At 67.0% G+C, this 18,718-nt stretch carries 23 protein-coding genes; 11 read left to right on the forward strand and 12 right to left on the reverse strand.

The window, feature by feature from the left end:
• Nucleotides 1-51: 51 nt before the first annotated feature.
• On the forward strand, nucleotides 52-504 hold the full coding sequence (locus HNS34_RS03430) for a GNAT family N-acetyltransferase (protein ID WP_172318056.1): 453 nt from the start codon (nucleotides 52-54) through the stop codon (nucleotides 502-504).
• Entirely contained in the window at nucleotides 501-854 is a 354-nt protein-coding gene (locus tag HNS34_RS03435; protein WP_172318058.1) for a VOC family protein, read from the forward strand. Before HNS34_RS03430 ends, HNS34_RS03435 begins: the two co-directional genes overlap by 4 nt.
• Nucleotides 855-924: 70 nt before the next feature.
• On the opposite strand, the gene HNS34_RS03440 is transcribed toward HNS34_RS03435, so the two are convergent.
• Nucleotides 925-1,737, reverse strand: coding sequence for an alpha/beta fold hydrolase (locus tag HNS34_RS03440; protein ID WP_172318060.1), 813 nt, complete (start codon nucleotides 1,735-1,737; stop codon nucleotides 925-927).
• A 123-nt stretch (nucleotides 1,738-1,860) separates the two neighbouring features.
• Between HNS34_RS03440 and HNS34_RS03445 the strand changes: the two genes are divergently transcribed.
• From HNS34_RS03445 to plsY, 6 genes are all read left to right on the forward strand, one after another.
• Nucleotides 1,861-2,808, forward strand: coding sequence for an aspartate carbamoyltransferase catalytic subunit (locus HNS34_RS03445; RefSeq protein ID WP_172318062.1), 948 nt, complete (start codon nucleotides 1,861-1,863; stop codon nucleotides 2,806-2,808).
• Nucleotides 2,801-3,196, forward strand: coding sequence for a hypothetical protein (locus HNS34_RS03450; RefSeq protein ID WP_172318064.1), 396 nt, complete (start codon nucleotides 2,801-2,803; stop codon nucleotides 3,194-3,196). The genes HNS34_RS03445 and HNS34_RS03450 overlap by 8 nt, the downstream gene beginning before the upstream one ends.
• A 63-nt stretch (nucleotides 3,197-3,259) precedes the next feature.
• Nucleotides 3,260-3,805 carry a hypothetical protein gene (locus HNS34_RS03455; RefSeq protein WP_172318066.1) on the forward strand — a complete coding sequence of 182 codons (546 nt, stop codon included), beginning with the start codon at nucleotides 3,260-3,262 and terminating at the stop codon, nucleotides 3,803-3,805.
• Entirely contained in the window at nucleotides 3,802-4,359 is a 558-nt protein-coding gene (locus tag HNS34_RS03460) for a hypothetical protein (RefSeq protein ID WP_172318068.1), read from the forward strand. The genes HNS34_RS03455 and HNS34_RS03460 overlap by 4 nt, the downstream gene beginning before the upstream one ends.
• Nucleotides 4,356-5,642 (forward strand): dihydroorotase, encoded by a 1,287-nt coding sequence (gene pyrC, locus HNS34_RS03465; RefSeq protein WP_172318070.1) that lies wholly within the window; start codon nucleotides 4,356-4,358, stop codon nucleotides 5,640-5,642. The genes HNS34_RS03460 and pyrC overlap by 4 nt, the downstream gene beginning before the upstream one ends.
• Nucleotides 5,639-6,250, forward strand: coding sequence for a glycerol-3-phosphate 1-O-acyltransferase PlsY (gene plsY / locus HNS34_RS03470; RefSeq protein WP_172318072.1), 612 nt, complete (start codon nucleotides 5,639-5,641; stop codon nucleotides 6,248-6,250). The genes pyrC and plsY overlap by 4 nt, the downstream gene beginning before the upstream one ends.
• Nucleotides 6,251-6,268: 18 nt before the next feature.
• On the opposite strand, the gene fosX is transcribed toward plsY, so the two are convergent.
• From fosX to HNS34_RS03490, 4 genes are all read right to left on the reverse strand, one after another.
• Nucleotides 6,269-6,667 (reverse strand): FosX/FosE/FosI family fosfomycin resistance hydrolase, encoded by a 399-nt coding sequence (gene fosX / locus HNS34_RS03475; RefSeq protein ID WP_172318074.1) that lies wholly within the window; start codon nucleotides 6,665-6,667, stop codon nucleotides 6,269-6,271.
• 7 nt (nucleotides 6,668-6,674) lie between these two features.
• On the reverse strand, nucleotides 6,675-8,045 hold the full coding sequence (locus tag HNS34_RS03480; protein WP_172318076.1) for a glutamate--cysteine ligase: 1,371 nt from the start codon (nucleotides 8,043-8,045) through the stop codon (nucleotides 6,675-6,677).
• 62 nt (nucleotides 8,046-8,107) lie between these two features.
• A complete protein-coding gene (locus HNS34_RS03485; protein WP_172318078.1) occupies nucleotides 8,108-8,614 on the reverse strand; it encodes a hypothetical protein in 507 nt (168 codons plus the stop codon).
• The gene (locus HNS34_RS03490) at nucleotides 8,611-9,369 is read right to left on the reverse strand and encodes a 16S rRNA (uracil(1498)-N(3))-methyltransferase (protein ID WP_172318080.1); all 759 of its coding nucleotides are present in this window, start codon (nucleotides 9,367-9,369) and stop codon (nucleotides 8,611-8,613) included. The genes HNS34_RS03485 and HNS34_RS03490 overlap by 4 nt, the downstream gene beginning before the upstream one ends.
• Nucleotides 9,370-9,381: 12 nt before the next feature.
• Here HNS34_RS03490 and ubiA point away from each other — a divergent pair, with 12 nt between their 5' ends.
• The 3 genes from ubiA (at nucleotide 9,382) to HNS34_RS03505 (ending at nucleotide 12,662) form a co-directional block, all read left to right on the forward strand.
• A complete protein-coding gene (ubiA, locus tag HNS34_RS03495; protein WP_235952611.1) occupies nucleotides 9,382-10,341 on the forward strand; it encodes a 4-hydroxybenzoate octaprenyltransferase in 960 nt (319 codons plus the stop codon).
• A gap of 63 nt (nucleotides 10,342-10,404) precedes the next feature.
• Nucleotides 10,405-12,339, forward strand: coding sequence for an OmpA family protein (locus HNS34_RS03500; RefSeq protein ID WP_172318084.1), 1,935 nt, complete (start codon nucleotides 10,405-10,407; stop codon nucleotides 12,337-12,339).
• The gene (locus HNS34_RS03505; protein WP_172318086.1) at nucleotides 12,336-12,662 is read left to right on the forward strand and encodes a hypothetical protein; all 327 of its coding nucleotides are present in this window, start codon (nucleotides 12,336-12,338) and stop codon (nucleotides 12,660-12,662) included. The genes HNS34_RS03500 and HNS34_RS03505 overlap by 4 nt, the downstream gene beginning before the upstream one ends.
• 295 nt (nucleotides 12,663-12,957) lie before the next feature.
• On the opposite strand, the gene HNS34_RS03510 is transcribed toward HNS34_RS03505, so the two are convergent.
• From HNS34_RS03510 to HNS34_RS03540, 7 genes are all read right to left on the reverse strand, one after another.
• Complete coding sequence (locus HNS34_RS03510; RefSeq protein WP_172318088.1) at nucleotides 12,958-13,425, reverse strand: molybdenum cofactor biosynthesis protein MoaE; 468 nt, start codon at nucleotides 13,423-13,425, stop codon at nucleotides 12,958-12,960.
• 5 nt (nucleotides 13,426-13,430) lie between these two features.
• Nucleotides 13,431-13,679 carry a molybdopterin converting factor subunit 1 gene (moaD, locus tag HNS34_RS03515; protein WP_172318090.1) on the reverse strand — a complete coding sequence of 83 codons (249 nt, stop codon included), beginning with the start codon at nucleotides 13,677-13,679 and terminating at the stop codon, nucleotides 13,431-13,433.
• Nucleotides 13,672-14,343: a CDP-diacylglycerol--glycerol-3-phosphate 3-phosphatidyltransferase gene (gene pgsA / locus HNS34_RS03520; RefSeq protein WP_172318092.1), complete on the reverse strand. Its 672-nt coding sequence runs from the start codon at nucleotides 14,341-14,343 to the stop codon at nucleotides 13,672-13,674. Before pgsA ends, moaD begins: the two co-directional genes overlap by 8 nt.
• Before the next feature lie 68 nt (nucleotides 14,344-14,411).
• The gene (gene uvrC / locus HNS34_RS03525; RefSeq protein ID WP_172318094.1) at nucleotides 14,412-16,280 is read right to left on the reverse strand and encodes an excinuclease ABC subunit UvrC; all 1,869 of its coding nucleotides are present in this window, start codon (nucleotides 16,278-16,280) and stop codon (nucleotides 14,412-14,414) included.
• Nucleotides 16,281-16,617: 337 nt separating this feature from the next.
• On the reverse strand, nucleotides 16,618-17,580 hold the full coding sequence (locus tag HNS34_RS03530) for a calcium/sodium antiporter (RefSeq protein WP_172318871.1): 963 nt from the start codon (nucleotides 17,578-17,580) through the stop codon (nucleotides 16,618-16,620).
• 7 nt (nucleotides 17,581-17,587) lie between these two features.
• On the reverse strand, nucleotides 17,588-17,773 hold the full coding sequence (locus HNS34_RS03535; protein ID WP_172318096.1) for a hypothetical protein: 186 nt from the start codon (nucleotides 17,771-17,773) through the stop codon (nucleotides 17,588-17,590).
• Nucleotides 17,774-17,777: 4 nt separating this feature from the next.
• Nucleotides 17,778-18,575, reverse strand: coding sequence for a S49 family peptidase (locus tag HNS34_RS03540; RefSeq protein ID WP_172318098.1), 798 nt, complete (start codon nucleotides 18,573-18,575; stop codon nucleotides 17,778-17,780).
• Nucleotides 18,576-18,718 lie beyond the last annotated feature (143 nt).

The raw sequence follows: 18,718 nt of genomic DNA on the forward strand, positions 1-18,718 counted from the left end.
GCCAAGCTACGCCCGCTTGCGGCCAAGGACAATGGGAGTCAGACTGCCCCGATGACCGATCTCGTGATCCGCCCCGCCAGGCCCGAAGATGCGCCCGCGCTGACGCGCGCCATCGTGGCGGCCTATGCCGTCCATGACGGGCGTGGCCTGACCCTGCCGCCCGTGGCCGACGGCGTGCCCGAGGCCATCGCGGGCACACCGGTTTTCGTGGCGGAAGAGGCGGGAGAGATCCTCGGTGGTATCATCTTGCGGATGGACGAGGGCGCACAGATCGAAAACGTCGCGGTGACGGCGGCGGCGATGGGCAGAGGCGTCGGCAAGGCCCTGATCGCGCGGGCCGAGGAGGCCGCGCGCGCGGCGGGCCATGACAACCTCGCGCTGGCCACGCATGAGGCTTTGACCGAAAACCTCGCCCTCTATGCGCGGCTCGGATGGGCCGAAACCGGCCGCGAGGGGCAGAAGGTTCTGATGCGCAAACCCCTCACGAAAGGCGCACCGACATGACCGTAAGACGCATCGTCACCAATATCGCCGCCGATGACGTGGATGGCGTCGCCGGGTTCTATGCCGCCCTGTTCGGGCTTCGGAAGGTCATGGATCACGGCTGGATCGTGACGCTGGCCGGAGCGGAGGGCGCGCCGGTCCAGCTGAGCATCGCCAGCGAAGGCGGCTCCGGCACGCCGGTGCCTGACGTCTCCATCGAGGTCGAGGATGTCGATGCGCTTCATGCCCGCGCCACCGATATGGGGGCCGAGATCGCCTATCCCCTGACCGACGAGCCCTGGGGCGTGCGCCGCTTCTACCTGCGCGACCCGGCGGGGCGGCTGGTCAACGTGCTGGCGCATCTGGCTTGAGGGGGGAAGCGCCTTCCAAGGCGCTCATGAGCAATTTCGAAATTGCTCGGGCCAGATCGACGGCAGCATGTCACGCCTGCCGCAGCACCGGCCCCACCACTTGCGCGAACCCCGCCGCATCCTCGGCCATCAGGCCATGGCCCACCCCCGGCACCACATGAACGCCGACGCCATGGGCGCGCAACAACGCGGGGTCGGGCGCGTCCGGCATTACCTTTCCGGTCGTGCCCGGAAAACTCCGTTCGCCATAGACGAAATGCCGCTCCAGCCTCAACGCCAGGAACCGCGCCTCGAACCCCTCCTCCAACGCCACCAGCATCACCGAATTGTCATGCAGCGCGCCGGGATCGACCCCGCCCCGCGCGGCTTCCAGGAAATTGGCGAAGACATCGCCCGCCATCACCGCCGCGTGCCGACGCGCCAGCATCTCCGCGTAGCCGCCATTCACGAAATCCTCCCGGTCGAACCCGGCAATGGCCCGTGTCGCGGCGCCCCCGCCCGGTGTCACGTTGCCCTCGCAGACGATGAGCCGCGCCACCAGGTCGGGCCGCGCAAATGCCAGCGCGATCCCCACGGTGCCGCCCATGGAATGACCCAACACGCAGACCGGCCCTGTCCCCGCCGCCTCCAGCACCGCGACGACCGCCTCCACATGCTCGGCCAGCGACGAGCCGAACAGGGCCGAATGCCCGCTGAGGCCCGATCCGACGTAATCCAGCATAAGCGCCCGTCGCCCGCGCAATTCCGGCTGCATCATCATCGGCAGGAAGGTTGGCAGCGCGGCCGAGCTCAATCCCGGCAGGCAGAGGATCGGCCGCCCCTCGCCCGGCAATTCGCTCCAGCGAATGACCGTGTCCCATTTCGGCAGCGCCAGGTTGTGCATGTCGCCCTCCCCCGCCCCACCATCGCGCCGGACTGGCCATCGCGCAAGCGCGCCTTGTCGGCCCCGCGCCTCTTTCCTATAAGCGGCGGGACCGGGCACGCCGGTGGCCAAGGGATCGGGCGCATGACATTTTCCAAACGTCACCTTCTGGGGATCGAGCCGCTGTCGCCGCCCGAGATCACCACCCTCCTCGACCTCGCCGACCGCTACGCCGAGCGGGAGCGCACGACCGACAAGCACGCCACCGCGCTGGCCGGGATGACCCAGATCAACATGTTCTTCGAGAACTCCACCCGCACCCAGGCCAGCTTCGAGATCGCGGGCAAGCGGCTTGGCGCGGATGTGATGAACATGGCGATGCAGACCAGCAGCGTGAAGAAGGGCGAGACCCTGATCGACACCGCGCTGACGCTGAACGCGATGCACCCCGACCTGCTGGTCGTGCGCCACCCGCATTCCGGTGCGGTGAACCTGCTGGCGGAAAAGGTCAATTGCGCGGTGCTGAACGCGGGCGACGGGCGGCATGAGCATCCGACCCAGGCGCTGCTGGACGCGCTGACCATCCGCCGCCGCAAGGGCCGGCTGCACCGCCTCAACATCGCCATCTGCGGCGACATCGCGCATAGCCGCGTGGCGCGGTCCAACATCCTTCTTCTGGGCAAGATGGAGAACCGGGTGAAACTGATCGGCCCGCCCACATTGATGCCCGCGGGCGTCGCCGATTGGGGGGTCGAGGTCTATGACGACATGGCGCGCGGGCTGGAGGGCGCGGATGTGGTGATGATGCTGCGCCTGCAACGTGAGCGCATGGATGGCGGCTTCATCCCGTCGGAGCGCGAATATTACCACCGCTACGGGCTGGATGCCGAGAAGCTGGCCTGCGCCAAGGAGGATGCCATCGTCATGCACCCCGGCCCGATGAACCGGGGGGTGGAGATCGACGGCACCATCGCCGATGACATCAACCGAAGCGTGATCCAGGAGCAGGTGGAAATGGGCGTCGCCGTGCGCATGGCGGCGATGGACCTGCTGGCGCAGAACCTGGCTGCGGAGCGGGCGGCCCATGCCTGACACCACCTTCCACGCCGACCGCATGACCTACTGGCGCGCCCATGCCTGGCTGGCCGCCCTTGCCATGGCCGTGGGCATGGGCGTGCTGTGGCTGATGGACAACCCGCATGTCTGGACCGGGGCCGTGGGCGGCCTCTTTGCCGTCGCCGTGCGCGCCTTCTACCTCGCCTCGGATGAGGCCCGCGCCGAATGGACCCTGACCGGGACCGAGATCATCGGCCCCGAATCCCGCCGCATCCCGCTGGCCGAAATCGCAAAGGTCCGCACCCTTGGCAGCGCCGTGCAGATCATCACCCATGCTGGCGACAAGCACCTGATGAAATACATGGCCAGCCCCCGCGACGTGGCCGCAAGGATCGAGACCGCCGCCCGAGGGAGTGCACCATGAGCATCCGCTTGCCCGCTGCGCCCCCCGAGGCCACACTCAGGACCAGCCAGGAGGTATCCCGCGATGACCGACGATCTTGACGTCCCCACATCCCTGCGCACGGTCTGGGTGTTCCGGGTGGATCTGCCGCAAGAGGCGCTGGAGGGCTTCCAGGAGGAGGGCGAGACCGGCACCACCCCCATCGCCGAGGCCGTGGGCGCGGGCCCGCTCGATCCCGATTACTACGAGCTTTTCGACGCCGCCTCGATCCTCGATTACGGCATGGCGGCCTATCTGACCGAGGCAAACGGCATGAACCCCGACGATGTGGGCCCGGATGCCAAAACTCTGGACGCGCTGACCGGACCGGTCCTGCTGCTCTTCGATGCCGCACTGCCCGAAGGGACCGCGCGGATCGCCCCTTCCGCCCCCCTCACCCTTGTCGGCCGCTACGAGGAGAAACCGCGCTTTTCCGTCGCGCCGCCGCTGCAATCCGAGGCCGCCGCAGGCGTCATCGGCGACGCGCCCGCGGATGCCCCGCAACCGGGGCGCCCCGGCTCCATCGCCTCGCTCGTGCTGGTCGCGGTGATCGTGCTGGCGGGGCTGCTGATCTGGGCCGCATTGCGATGATCGAGAACACGCATCCGCAGGGTTGGCAGGGCCTTTTGGCACCGGGCGAGACAATCCTCTGGCAGGGTCAGCCCGGCACCGGCATCCGCTGGCGCAGCCTGGCCTCGCCGCTGACGCTGATGGGGGCGTTTTTTACCGGATTCTCGCTCTTCTGGATCAGCATGGCCACGTCGATGACCCGCGGCGCGGATGTGCCGTTCCCGTTCCAGATCTTCCCGCTTTTCGGCCTGCCCTTCCTGGCCATCGGCCTTTATATGCTCGGCGGCCACGCGATCTGGGACACGATCAAGCGCGCGGGGACGCATTACACGCTGACCAACCGCACCGCCTTTGTCGGCGTGAACCTGCTGATGCGGCGCACGCTGCTGAGCTACCCGATCGACCGGATGGACCGCGTCCTGCTGGAGGATGGCATCCCCGGATCGGTGATCTTCTCGGGCGTGCAGGGCCGTGGTGCGACCCGCCCCGGCTTCTACCTGATCGACGACGCGCGCGAGGTCTACCGGATGCTGCGCGACGCCCGCAGCGCGCTGACACAAGGCAACACCGCATGACCACGCTTCTGGAAAACGCCCGCCTGATCGACCCCGAGGCCGACAGCGACGCGCCCGGCTGGTTGCTGATTTCGGATGGCGTGATCGCCGGGATCGGCACCGGCAGCCCCGAAGGGATCGAGGCCCGCACGCGCATCGACTGCAACGGCCAGGCCCTGGCCCCCGGCATCATCGACATCGGCGTCAAGACCTGCGAACCGGGCGAACGCCACAAGGAAAGCATCCGCACGGCGGGGCTGGCGGCAGCGGCGGGCGGCGTCACCACCATGGTCACCCGCCCCGACACCACGCCCGCGCTGGACACGCCCGAGGTGCTGGCCTTCGTGCGGCGGCGCGGGGCCGAGGTGGCGCGCGTCCGCATGTTGCCGATGGCCGCCCTGACCAAGGGCCGCGCCGGGGCCGAAATGACCGAGATCGGGTTCCTGATGGACGCGGGCGCCGTCGCCTTCACCGATTGCGACCACGTGGTGCGCAACCCCAAGGTGCTGGCCCGTGCCATGACCTATGCCCGCTCCCTGGGCGCGCTGATCATCGCGCATCCGCAGGATCCCGACCTCTCCGCCGGGGCCGCCGTCACCTCGGGCAAATTCGCGTCTCTGCGCGGCCTGCCCGCCGTCTCGCCAATGGCCGAGCGGATGGGGCTGGAGCGGGATCTCGCGCTGGTCGAGATGACCCGCGCCCGCTACCACGCCGACCAGATCACCGCCGCCGCCAGCCTGCCCGCCCTGGCCCGCGCCAAGCAAGCCGGACTGGACGTAACCGCGGGCGTCTCGATCCATCACCTGACGCTGAACGAGTTCGACGTCGGCGATTACCGCACCTTCTTCAAGGTCAAGCCGCCGCTGCGCCCCGAGGATGACCGCATGGCCATGGTCGAGGCCGTGCACGATGGCCAGATCGACATCATCTCCTCCATGCACACGCCGCAGGACGAGGAAAGCAAGCGCCTGCCTTTCGAGGTCGCGGCCTCGGGCGCCGTCGCGCTGGAAACGCTCTTGCCCGCCGCGATGCGCCTCTACCATGCGGGCCAGTTGACCCTGCCGCAGCTGTTCCGCGCCATGGCGCTGAACCCCGCGCGCCGCCTCGGCCTGCCCTCGGGGCGGCTGGCACAAGGCGCGCCCGCCGATCTGGTCCTTTTCGACCCCGATGCGCCCTTCGTGCTGGACCGCTCCAGGCTGCGCTCGAAATCCAAGAATACGCCCTTTGACGGGATGCGGATGGAAGGGCGCGTGAGCCTGACCGTGGTCGCAGGCGAGACCGTCTATGACCGGAGCGCGCCATGATCCCCGTCTTCGCGACCTCCGCGCCGCTCCTCGCGCTCACCGCGCTCCTCGCCTATCTGCTCGGCTCGGTGCCCTTCGGCCTGGTGATGGCGCGGGTATTCGGGCTTGGCGACATCCGGGCCATCGGGTCGGGCAATATCGGGGCCACCAACGTGCTGCGCACCGGCAACAGGCTGGCCGCCTTCCTCACCCTCATTGGCGACGCGGGCAAGGGCGGCATCGCGGTGTTGCTGGCACGCGCGCTGCTGGCCGAGGACGCGGCGCAACTCGCGGGCCTCTTCGCCTTCCTGGGCCATTGCTTCCCGGTCTTCCTGGGCTTCAAGGGCGGCAAGGGCGTCGCCACTTTCCTCGGAACATTGCTGGCGCTGTTCTGGCCCGCCGGGATCGCCGCCTGCCTGACCTGGGCCGTGACCGCCGCGATCACGCGCATCTCCTCGCTTTCGGCGCTGGTCGCGGCCGTCCTTGCGCCGGTCTGGATCAGCCTCCTGGGCATGCCGCAGGCGGCCCTTGTCACGGCACTTCTGGCGGTGCTGGTCGTGATCCGGCACAAGACCAATATCGGACGGCTCATGCGCGGCGAGGAACCCCGGATCGGATCCAAATCCTGACCGTCAGGCTGCGCGCTCCTACCCCTCCCGATACCGCTCCAGCCGCGCTTCCAGCGTGCCGGAATGCAGCTCGATCAGATGCCCGTCCGGCCCGTAGAAATAGATCGAATGCCCCTCACCCCGCACCCGCGCGCGCCCCGGCATGACCTCCAGCCCAAGCGCCGCGATCTCGGCGAGCCGTTCCTCCAGCTCTTCCTCGTCGACATAGAAGGCGACGTGGTTGTAGCTGCGTTCCTTCAGCGCCTCGCCGGCCATCACCGCGACCCAGACGCCGCCGACATCATAGAACCGCTCACGCGAGAGCGAGAATTTCGTCGCGCCGCTTTCATAGACCTTGCGCGCCTTCAGAACCCGGATCAGCATCTCCTCCATCCGGTCCAGGTCGGCACTGATGAACGTGATGTGGCTGAGTGTCATGGGGCCCCTAGTAACTGTATTCCGCGTAGATGCGCGTCAGGTCGCCATCCCAGTCGCCATGGTACTGCGCCAGCAATTCATCGGCGGGCACCTGGCCGGTCTCCAGGCTCTCCTTCAGCGCGTTCAGGAAATGGGTCTCGTCCGGGACCAGCCCGCCCGCGCCGGGCCGCGCCCGCGTGGCAAGCCCGTGTTCCGCGATTTCGACGACCTGCCGCGCGAGGTCATGCATGTGGATACCGTTCGCCTCGGCCTGCAACCCGCCGACCGAGGCCGCAACCCGCAGCCCCTCACGCGTCTCCGCATCCCAATCTTTTACAAGATCCCAGGCCGCATCCAGCGCCGACTGCTCATAGGTCAGCCCGACCCAGAAGGCAGGCAGCGCGCAGAGCCGCCGCCACGGGCCCCCATCGGCCCCGCGCATCTCCATGTATTTCTTGATCCGCGCCTCGGGGAAGGCCGTGGTCAGGTGGTCGGCCCAGTCGGACAGCGTTGGCGTCTCACCGGGCAGCGCGGGCAGCTTGCCTTGCAGGAAATCCCGAAACGACATGCCGAGCGCGTCGATATATTTGCCGTCGCGATAGACGAAATACATCGGCACATCGAGCGCGTATTGCGCGTAAGCCTCGAACCCGAACCCGTCTTCAAAGACAAAAGGCAGCATCCCCGTCCGCGCCGAATCCAGGTCGCGCCAGACGCGGGAGCGCCAGGATTTATGCCCGTTCGGCTTGCCCTCGAAAAAGGGCGAATTGGCGAAGAGCGCGGTGGCGACGGGTTGCAGCGCCAGCGCCACGCGCAGTTTCTGCACCATGTCGGCCTCGGAGGCGAAGTCGATATTGACCTGCACCGTGCAGGTGCGCCGCATCATCACCCGGCCCATCGTGCCGACCTTGCCCATATAGGCATCCATCAGCTTGTAGCGCCCCTTGGGCATCAGCGGCATCTGCTCATGCGTCCAGATGGGCGCGGCCCCGAGGCCGATGAAGCCTACCCCGATTTCATCCGCGATGTCTTTCACTTCGCGCAGGTGGATATTCACCTCGTCGCAGGTGGCGTGGATGGTCTCCAGCGGTGCCCCCGACAATTCCAGCGCGCCGCCGGGTTCCAAGGACACGTTCGCGCCGTCCTTCTCCAGCCCGATCAGGTGGCCGCCCTCGCGCACTTCCGTCCAGCCATGCCGGTCCCGCAACCCCTCCAGCACCGCCACGATGGAGCGATCCCCCTCGAACGGCAGCGGCTTCAGCGTGTCCTTGCAATAGCCGAATTTCTCGTGCTCGGTGCCGATGCGCCAGTCTGCCTTGGGTTTGCAGCCCGAGGCCAGGTATTCGGCCAATTGCTCGTGCCGCTCGATGGGGCCGCCGCCGGATTGGGGGATGGACATGGGGGGTCGGGCCTTTCACGACGGGGCTGATAACGGTCCCAATCCCTGACCCCGGCGGCGGGTCAAGTCAAGGCCACGGGGCGATCCGCCTGCCAAAGCGTGACGGTGCCGGGCGTGGGATCGCCAAGCGCGCGCAACAAATGCGGCATGTTCAGGCCATCGAGCGCCGAGAACGCATCGAAGAGCTGATCGGCCCCAAGCGCGTTCACCGGGATCGCCAGCACCCCCTCGGGATGGGTCAGCACCCAGGTCTGACCACCGGGGGCGCGGCGCAGCGCCAGCCGCGTCATGTCGCGGATCGCGACCGCGCCGCCATAATAGGGCCCGAGATAGGCGATGCGCCCCTCATCCAGCGTCACCACGCCGGGCCCGTCGCCGGGACGGGTAAACCGGATGCGGCGCAGCGCGAGGATCATGAGCAGGACACCAATCAGGGCGAGGACATAGCCCACCCCCTCGACCACCGGGCCGGGGCTGAGGCCGAGCCAGAGGCCAAGCACGATGACACAGCCCGCGATGATCGCCTCGCGCCAGCGTTTCAGGGCGGCAAGGGCATCGGGCCGGATCATCCCCAATCGCCCCAGGCCAGTTGCACGGCGGTCAGGGCGGCGACGGCGGCGGTATCGGCGCGCAGGATGCGGGGGCCGAGCGCCACCGGAATGGCCTGCGGCATCGCCGCCAGCCGCGCGCGTTCCGCATCCGAAAACCCGCCCTCCGGGCCGATCAATATGGCCGCTCCTCCATCCTTGCGGATGTCCTCGCCGCTGGTCCGGGCGAGGAGCGCCGCAAGGGGCGAGGAGCCGCCCGCCAACCCCTCGTCACAAAAGACAAGCGCGCGGGTCTCGGGCCACTCCGCCAGCACGCGGTCGAGTTTCTGCAACCCCTCCACCGGCGGCACGAAGACGCCGCCGCATTGCTCGGCCGCCTCCACAGCATGGGCCTGCAAGCGGTCCTGCCGCACCCTCTCGGCATTGGTGAACTCACTCTGCACCGGCAGGATGCGCGCGGCCCCCATTTCGGCGGCCTTTTCGACGATGAAATCGGTGCGCGCCTTCTTGATCGGCGCGAAGAGGAGCCAGAGGTCGGGCGGCATCCGCTGCGGCGCGCTCTGTGTTTGGCACTCCAGCACCCCGCCGCGCTTGCCCGCCTCCACGACCTCGGCCTGCCATTCGCCATCCGCCCCGTTGAAAAGCGCCACCATCGCCCCGGTTTGCAGGCGCATGACGTTGAACAGGTAATTCGCCTGGTCCCGCGACAGAGGAACGCTTTGCCCTTGCCCCAATGGATGCTCTACGTAGAGGCGGATTTTGGCTTTGACCGACATGGGGCGGACCATATGACCGCGAGAAATGAAACGCCAGTGGGGCAAGTTGCCGACGCGGTGACGGGCAATTGGGTGGACCGGCGCGCGCCCGCCTGGACGCGCCCCTACCTGCGCCTGTCCCGCGCCGACCGGCCCATCGGCACCTGGCTGCTGCTCTTGCCCTGCTGGTGGGGTGTATTGCTGGCCGCTGCCGCGACCGAACCACGCTGGTTCGATCTGTGGATCATCGCGGGCTGCGGCATCGGCGCGGTGCTGATGCGCGGGGCGGGCTGCACCTGGAACGACATCACCGATCGCGGTATCGACGGCTCGGTCGCGCGCACCCGGTCGCGGCCGATCCCCTCGGGCGCGGTCACGGTCACCCAGGCGCTGATCTGGATGGCGCTGCAATGCCTGGTCGCGCTGGCGATCCTGCTGAGTTTCAACAGCGCCGCGATCCTGCTTGGCTTTGCCGCGCTGATCCCCGTCGCGATCTATCCCTTCGCCAAGCGCTTCACCTGGTGGCCACAGGTGTTTCTCGGCCTCGCCTTCAACTGGGGCGCGCTGCTGGCCTGGACGGCGCATACCGGCAGCCTCGGGCTTGCGCCCTTCATGCTCTACCTCGCGGGCATCGCCTGGACGCTGTTCTACGACACGATCTATGCGCATCAGGATGTCGAGGATGACGCGCTGATCGGCGTGAAATCGACCGCGCGCCTCTTTGGCGAGAACAGCAAGCCCTGGCTGCGCGGCTTCCTGATCGCCTCGGTCGTCCTGATGGCCGTCGCGATCATCCTGGCGCTGCCACCCGAGGCCGGGATCCTCGCCATGGTGCTGGCCATCGCGGGCGCCTGGGGGTTCGGCTGGCACTTGGTCTGGCAGCTTGGCCAGCTGGACACCGGGGATAATGCCACCTGCCTGCGGCTTTTCCGCTCGAACCGCGATGCGGGGCTGATCGCTGCGCTATTTCTTGCCCTTGCCGCGCTGGTGTGATTGAACACGCCCCGCCAAGCGGATAAGCCTTGGCGGAACAAGAGCAGAGGCACGACCCACCCGATGCGTATCAGCTTTACATTCGCGGCGATCGCGAGTTTCGCCCTGGCGGCGGGCATCAGCCTTGGCCTGGCCGTGATCGGGGCCCAGACGGTCGAGCGGCAATCGGTCGAGGATGTCTCCTTCGCGATGCGCGAGGACGGGCTGGACTGGGTCGAGATCGACGCCGACGGCTTGCAAGTCTTCCTGATGGGCGAGGCCCCGGACGAGGCCACGCGCTTTCGCGCCCTGCGCCGGGCGGGCACCGTGGTGGACAGCGACCGGGTCGTAGACCAGATGACGGTGCTGGACCCCGAGGGCATCACCGCGCCGACCTTCTCGATCGAGATGCTGCGCAACGGCACCGGCGTGTCGCTGATCGGTCTCATTCCGGGCACCGAGGGCGCCGACCGGCTGACCGATGGCATCTCCGACATCACCGCCGGGCTGGACGTGGCCAACATGGTCGAAACCGCCGATTTCGCGGCACCCGAAGGATGGGACGCCGCGGTGCGCTACGGCCTCTTGGCGCTGACCGAATTGCCGCGCTCGAAAGTGTCGATCTTCGCGGGCCGGGTCGAGGTCGAGGCGGTCTCGAACAGCCCCGCCGAGCGCGCCGGCTGGGTCGCATTCCTGGAGGACAATCTGCCCGACGGCATCGACCTGGTGATGGACATCTCGGCCCCGCGCCCCGTCATCACCCCCTTCACCCTGCGCTACGTGGTCGAAGACGGCACCCCCCGGTTCGAAGCCTGCTCTGTCGGCACCGAAGCCGACCGCGACCGCATCCTGGAGACCGCCATCGAGTTGGGCGTCGCCGAGAACGCAAGCTGCGTCATCGGCCTCGGCGTGCCCTCGCCCCGTTGGGCCGAGGCGGTCGAGACCGCGATCACCGCCGCCAGCCGGTTCGAGGGGGCCACGCTGACCTTCTCGGATGCCGACCTGTCGCTGGTCGCCGCCGAGGGCACGCCGGGCAGCCTCTTCGATACCGTGATCGGCGAGCTGGACGCGGCGCTGCCGGATGTCTTCTCGCTCCATGCCGTGCTGCCCGCCGCGCCCGCGGAAGGCTCGGAACCCGATGGCCCGCCCCGCTTCACCGCGACGCGCAGCCCGGAAGGCTACGTGCAACTGCGCGGTCGCCTGCCCGATGACCGCGTCTCGGCCGCCGTGCTGGCCTATGCCAATGCGCTTTTCGGGCGCCGCAACACCTACCTGGCCACCCGCACCGATCCCGACCTGCCCGAAGGCTGGCCGCTGCGCGTGCTGGCCGGGCTTGAAGCGCTGTCGCGGCTGCCCAACGGCTCGCTCACGGTCGAACCCGACCACCTGATCCTGCGCGGCAATTCCGGCAGCGAGGACGCGACGTCGGACCTGTCGCGCCTGCTGGCGCAACAGCTGGGTGACGCCGCCAGTTTCGAGATCGACGTGACCTACATGGCCAGCCTCGACCCGATCACCGGAGAGCTGACCGACCAGCAATGCCTCGACCGCGTCAACACAGTGCTGGACCGGCGCAAGATCACCTTCGATCCCGGTTCGGTCGAGATCAACGAGGCGGCGGGCGAGGTGCTGGACGACCTGGCCGAGATCCTGCGCGACTGCTCGCATGTCGAGATGCAGATCGGCGGCCACACGGATACGCAGGGCCGCGAGGAACTGAACCTCAATATCAGCCAGGCCCGCGCCGATGCGGTGCTGAACGGATTGCTGGCGCGCCGGGTGCTGACCAGCAATCTCAGCGCGCAGGGCTATGGCGAGACACGCCCCGTGGCCGATAACGACACCGCAGAGGGCCGCGAGGCCAACCGCCGCATCGAGTTCATGCTGCTGACTGACGTCCGCGAGCGTGAACTGCGCGAGGCGGCCGAGGAGCGCGCGGCCATCCTGGCCAATGCCCCCCGGCCCGTGATGCGGCCCGAGGGGCTTGCGCCCGATCACGAAGAGGAAGAGACCGAATGAACCGCACCGAATTCATCGTGGTGATCGCGATCATCCTCTTTGTGGCTTTCGCGCTTGGCTGGTTCGCCAACTGGCTGATCCATCGCCTGACACGGGTGTCGGGCGTCGACATGAACGAGCTGGAGGAGATGGCCAAGGCGCTGCACGACGCCGAGGAGACGCGCGACCAGGCGATCACCTACCTGCAGCACCGCGAGGCGGAACTGACCAACCAGATCGCCCAGACCGAGGCCGAGCTGCGCGCCGCGATGGAAGGGCTGCGCGAGGCACGGCGCGAGGCGGAAGAGCTGCGCATCTATGTCGAACAGGAGAGCCAGGGGTAGGGTGTCGGATTGCTGCGCAATCCGACCGGTTGGGGGCGCTGCCCCCAAACCCCCGGGATATTTGCGGAACAAAGAAGATGTGGGCGGTTTTTTATTGGCTGCGTTAGGGCGGTGTTAACGGTCTTGCGGCAGGGTGGCGGACAGGTACCTTTTGGAAATCAGGTTTTCGCGGTCTGCCGAAGACAGCCCCGACAGGGCCAAGGCAGATCGGTCGGACCACCGCGCGCCGGGTGTGACGCCCCGGCGTTCACGAACCGCTTTTCGCCCTTGCGGGCCCGCAAGTTTCCAAGCCCCCTCACGAGCCCCTTTCGTCCGGATCGGACCAGCGGCTGAGGGCATCCTCATCGGCCTCCTTCGCCTGCACCCATTCCGCGCCGGCTTGGGTGATTTCCTTCTTCCAGAACGGCGCGCGGGATTTCAGGTAGTCCATCAGGTATTCCGCCGCCGCGAAGGCATCGCCCCGGTGACGCGCGGCGGTGGCCACCATCATGATCGGATCGGAAGGGGTCAGCGGCCCGTAGCGGTGGAGGATCAGGCTGCCGGCCAGTTGCCAGCGTGCCTCGGCCTCTGCCGCGATCTCGGCCAGCGCCCTTTCGGTCATGCCGGGATAATGCTCGATCTCCATCCGCTCCAGCCCGCCCTCAGCCAGGTCACGCGTGATGCCGGTGAAGCTGACCACCGCGCCCGCGCCGGACTGCGCGGCGGCGAAGCTGTTCAGCTCGGCCCCCATGTCGAAGGCCCCGGCCTGCACCCGGATATCCATTGCCCCTAGCCCCCCGTCATCGGCGGGAAGAACGCAACCTCCCGCGCGCCCTCGATCGGGGCGTCCAGATCGGCCAGTTCCTGATCCACGGCGGCGCGGATCGTGGAGGGGTCGGAGAAGGCCAGCGCATAGCCCTCGTCGCGGGCGGCCAGTTCCGACATCAGCTCGGCCACCGTGCGGGCATCCGTCTCGATCCGTTCATGGCCGGTGCCGACGCGCTCGCGCAGCCAGGCGAAATATCGCAGCTCAATCATTCGGGTCATCCCTCAGGTGCGGCATGGCCTTCATCAGGTAATCGGCCCCGGTCAAGAGCGTCAGCGCGGCGGCGAACCAGAGCAACCCGGTGCCACCCCAATAGGCCAGGGCCGCGCCATTGCTGAGCCAGACCAGGCCGAATTCATCCTCGATCTCGCCGGCAAATATGCCCGCCACGATCTCGGCATCCATGCCGATGATGTTCATGCCGAAATTATGTTCGAAAATGCCGAAGGAAAACAGCACCGCGATGGCGATCATCTGCGCCGTGGTCTTCCATTTGGCCAGCCTGGTGACCTTGAGCGACGCCGCCGCATGGCCGAGATATTCGCGCAGACCCGACACAAACACCTCGCGGAAGAGGATCGCCGAGACCGGGATGATCAGCCAGGTGTTGAAGCCGAAAAGCCCCATCAGGGTGGCGAGCGCAATGACCACCATGGCCTTGTCGGCGATCGGGTCCAGCATTGCGCCGAAGCGGCTGTGCTGTTTCCAGAGCCGCGCCAGGTAGCCGTCGATCCAGTCGGTGATCGCCGCGCTGACAAAGAGGATCAGCGCCACCCAATCGGCGTAGGGACGGGGCAATATCAGGAAGATCACCGCCACGCCGGGGGCGGCGATCATCCGCGAAACGGTCAGCAGGTTCGGCAAGGTCCAACGCATGGCACAGGCTTAACCTGTCGGGGCGGGACAGGGAAGCAACCTTATGCCGCAGCGGGCAGAATCCCGCTTTAGCCGCGCTCGTGGAAATAGTCGTAGATGGTCTCGGCCAGCGCGCCGGAAATGCCCTCGACCGCCTTGAGATCGGCGAGGTCGGCGCGGGAAACGGCCTTGGCGCTGCCGAAATGCGACAGGAGCGCGCGCTTGCGGGTGGCACCCACGCCCGGCACGTCGTCAAGCGGCGTCGCGGCGACCGATTTGGCGCGTTTGGCGCGATGCGTGCCGATGGCGAAACGGTGCGCCTCGTCACGCAGGCGCTGGATGAAATAGAGCACGGGGTCGTTGCGTTTCAGGGCAAAGGGGCGCTGGCCGGGGCGGTGAAACTCCTCCTTGCCCGCGTCGCGGTCGATGCCCTTGGCGACACCGATGAAGGGCACGCCCTCGACTCCCAGATCGGCCATGATCTCGGCCACCGCGCTGACCTGCCCCGCGCCGCCGTCGATCAGCAGAAGGTCGGGCCAGGTATCGCCCTGCCGGTCCGGGTCTTCCTTGAGCAGCCGCTTGAAACGGCGGCTCAAGACCTCCTTCATCATGCCGAAATCATCGCCCGGTGTCAGGCTGTCGCCCTTGATGTTGAACTTGCGATACTGGCTTTTCAGGAACCCCTCCGGCCCCGCCACGATCATGCCGCCGACGGCGTTGGTGCCCTGGATGTGGCTGTTGTCATAGACCTCGATCCGCTGCGGCACGGTCTCCAGCCCGAAGGCGTCGGCCAGACCTTTGAGCAGCTTTCCTTGCGTTGCCGCCTCGCTCATCTTGCGGGCGAGGCTTTCACGGGCGTTTCTTGCGGCGCCCGCGACAAGCTCCATCTTCTCGCCCCTCAAGGGCACCACGATCTCGACCTTGCGGCCCAGTTTCTCGCCGAGCGCGTCGGCCATCAGGTCATCGTTTTCGATCGCGTGAGACAGGATCACCTGACGGGGCGGAATTTTCGTATCGTAGAACTGGCCGAGAAACGCCTCGAGCACCTCGGCCTCACCCGCGCCCGAGCCGGTGCGGGGGTAGAAATCGCGGTTGCCCCAGTTCTGGTTGGCGCGGATGAAGAAGACCTGAACGCAGGCCTGCCCGCCCTCCATATGCAGCGCGATCACGTCGGCCTCGGCCACCCCGCGCGGGTTGATGCCTTGCGCGCCCTGCACCACGGTCAGCGCGCGGATGCGGTCGCGCAGGGCGGCGGCGCGCTCGAACTCCATCGCTTCGGAGGCGTCCTGCATCTCGCTGGCCAGCACCTCCTGAATCTTGGCGGATTTGCCGGAAAGGAAATTCTCGGCATCCTTGACCGAGGCGAGGTAATCGTCACGCGAAATCAGCCCGACGCAAGGCCCCGAGCAGCGCTTGATCTGGTAGAGAAGGCAGGGGCGCGTGCGGCTGTCGAAGGTCGCGTCCGAGCAGTTGCGCAAGAGGAACACCTTTTGCAGCTGGTTCAGCGTGCGATTGACCGCGTCGGCGCTGGCGAAGGGGCCGAAATAGCTGCCCTTTTCCTTGCGCGCGCCGCGATGTTTCTTGATCTGCGGATAGTCGTGCGAGCGGGACACAAGGATATTCGGAAAGCTCTTGTCGTCGCGCAAGAGCACGTTGTAGCGCGGCTTGAGCTGCTTGATGAGGTTCTGTTCCAAGAGCAGCGCCTCGGTCTCGGTGCGCGTGGTCAGCACCATCATCTCGACCGTTTCCGAGATCATCCGGGCGATGCGGGGGGAATGACCCGAGGGCTTGGCGTAGTTCGAGACGCGCTTTTTCAGGTTGCGCGCCTTGCCGACATAAAGCACCCGCGCCTCGGCATCGAGCATCCGGTAGACGCCGGGGGAATTGTCCAGCGTGCGGGCGAAGGCGGCGATGGCCTCATGGCCGGAAAGGCGCGGTTCTGGGTCGGTTTCGGGCATTGTTACCAATCTGAATCGATTCCCTTGCGGCCTGCAACGCCCGGCAATCCTGATCAAGTTAAATAGTATCAACGGTTTCTGTGGATAACCTTTAGGATAAATCTTGGGCAGGCAGAAAAAATCGTTGTTTTCGGCAGCTTTCCGTGATTTGCCTAATTTTTGAGCATATTTTTAACTTACTGATTTTATTGCTGAATTTTCTTTGCCGCACCCTGTGGGGCGTTGCAGTCATGGAACTGTCACAGGACTGTTACCCCATGTTAACCGGTGGACAAGTGGACCGGAGGCCCCGAAAAAAGGACCGGACTCCGCCCTGTTAACCCCGTTCTGCCGGTGATCAGGTGAAGACCATCACCACATAGGTGACATAGAGCGCCGACAGCACCAGGCCCACAGCCCGACCCATGACCCATTTCATGTAGACGAACGGGATCAGCAGCAGCGAGGCGGCCAGCATCACCCAGAGGTCATAGCGCAGGATGCCGCTATCGACCGGGATCGGCCCGACCAGCGCGGCAACGCCGATGATGCCCAGAAGGTTGAAGATGTTCGAGCCGATCACATTGCCAAGCGCCACCTCGGCATGGCGGCGGATCGCGGCCATCACGGTGGTCGCAAGCTCGGGCAGCGAGGTGCCGGCGGCCACCAGCGTCAGGCCGATGGCGGTCTCGCTGACGCCGAAGCTGCGCGCGATGGTGACGGAGGCATCGACCAGGATATCCGCCCCAAGCGGCAGGCCGACCAGGCCGAGCACGAGGTAGAGCGCGATCTTCCACCAGGGCATGTCGGGGTCGGCGCCCTCGACCTCCTCCAGGTCTTCGGCCTGCGCCGCGGCGCGTTTCCCGGCGCGCTTGTGGTTGCGCGCGGACAGGAAGGCGCGGGACAGCATCAGGGCCAGCCCGGCCAGCAGGATCAGACCGTGCCACCATGTGAAGGGCCCCGCGAAGGCCAGCGCGATGAAGAGGAAGGTCGCCGCGATCATGATCTGGAAATCGTGCCGCGTGTCGCAGTCGCGCGTATCGAGCCCCGAGATCAGCGCAGGGATCCCCAGGACCAGCAGGATATTGGCGGTGTTCGACCCCACCACGTTGCCAAGCGCCAGCCCCGGCACCCCGTCGAGGATGGCATTGACCGAGATCAGAAGCTCGGGCGCGGAGGTGCCGAAGGCGACAATCGTGAGGCTGACGATCATCGCGGGGATGCCGAGGCGCAGGGACAGGTTGACCGCGCCGCGCACCAGCGTGTCGCCCGCAAGCAACAAGATCACCAGGCCGAGGCCCGCCAGCAGAAACTCGGTGATCAGCAATTCAGCCGCGTCCTTCGTCGCAGGTCGGGCAGCGCCCGCCGGTCAGGTTGATCTGGCCACAGCGGGCGCAGGTGGTGGGTTTCGGCAGGTCGCGGCGGCGACGCGCGCCACCGGGCCAGCGCAATCGTCCGAACATGGCCAGCACGGCCATGCCGATGAGGAAGAATGTGGCGATCTTGATGATCATCGCGTCACAGCCCGAACCGCGCCCATGCGGCGCGATCCTCGATCTGGGCCAGCGCATCGCCGACGATCTGCGCGCCGAACCGGGCGAAGAGGCCCCGTTTGGGGCCATAGCGGCTGAACCTCACGTCGTCCCCGAAGATCTCCTTCATCTTGGGCTGCACATGCGCGATGCCATCGGCCAGCCCAAGGTCGACCGCGCCCTGCCCGACCCAGATCTCGCCGGTAAAGAGGTCTTCGCCGGTCAGGCGCGATCCGCGCCGCGCCTTCACATGGGCGATGAAACTGTCGTGGATCTGGCGCTGCAGATCCTTCAGGCGGGTCACGTCCTCCTCGCGCTCGGGGCGGAAGGGGTCGAGCATGGATTTGTCCTTGCCGGCGGTATGCACGCGCCGGTCGATGCCGTGATGCGCCATTAGCTTGTCAAAGCCGAAGCTGGCCGAGATCACGCCGATCGACCCAGTGATCGAGCTGTCATCGAGCCAGATATGATCGCCCGCGCAGGCCAGCCAATAGCCGCCCGAGGCCGCCACATCCTCGACGAAGGCATGGACGGGAATGTCGTGTTCATCCGCAATCCCGCGGATGCGCGCGGCAATCAGCGAGGACTGCACCGGCGAGCCACCGGGCGAGTTGATCAGGAGCGCCACCGCCTTGGGCTTGCCCTTGCGGAACGCCTTTTCGATCAGCGGGGCCAGCGTCGCGTCATTGAGCGTGCCGGGTTTCGCGCCCGAGGCGATCACGCCATGCAGGCGGATCACGGCGACGAGGGGCGGGCCGGAGACAAAGGGGATAAAGCGCTTCATGGGATGCGATGTAGAGTGCGCGGGGGGGGCGAACAAGGCAGGGGGCCGGGGAATTCGCGCTTTGTGGCGCGGATGCACGTCACGCTTGCGTGCGCGCGCCCCGCAGGTCGCGCCAGCGTGCGCCTCCCGCACGACATGGTTGC

This window comes from Alterinioella nitratireducens, from assembly GCF_013155465.1.
Classification (GTDB): domain Bacteria; phylum Pseudomonadota; class Alphaproteobacteria; order Rhodobacterales; family Rhodobacteraceae; genus Alterinioella; species Alterinioella nitratireducens.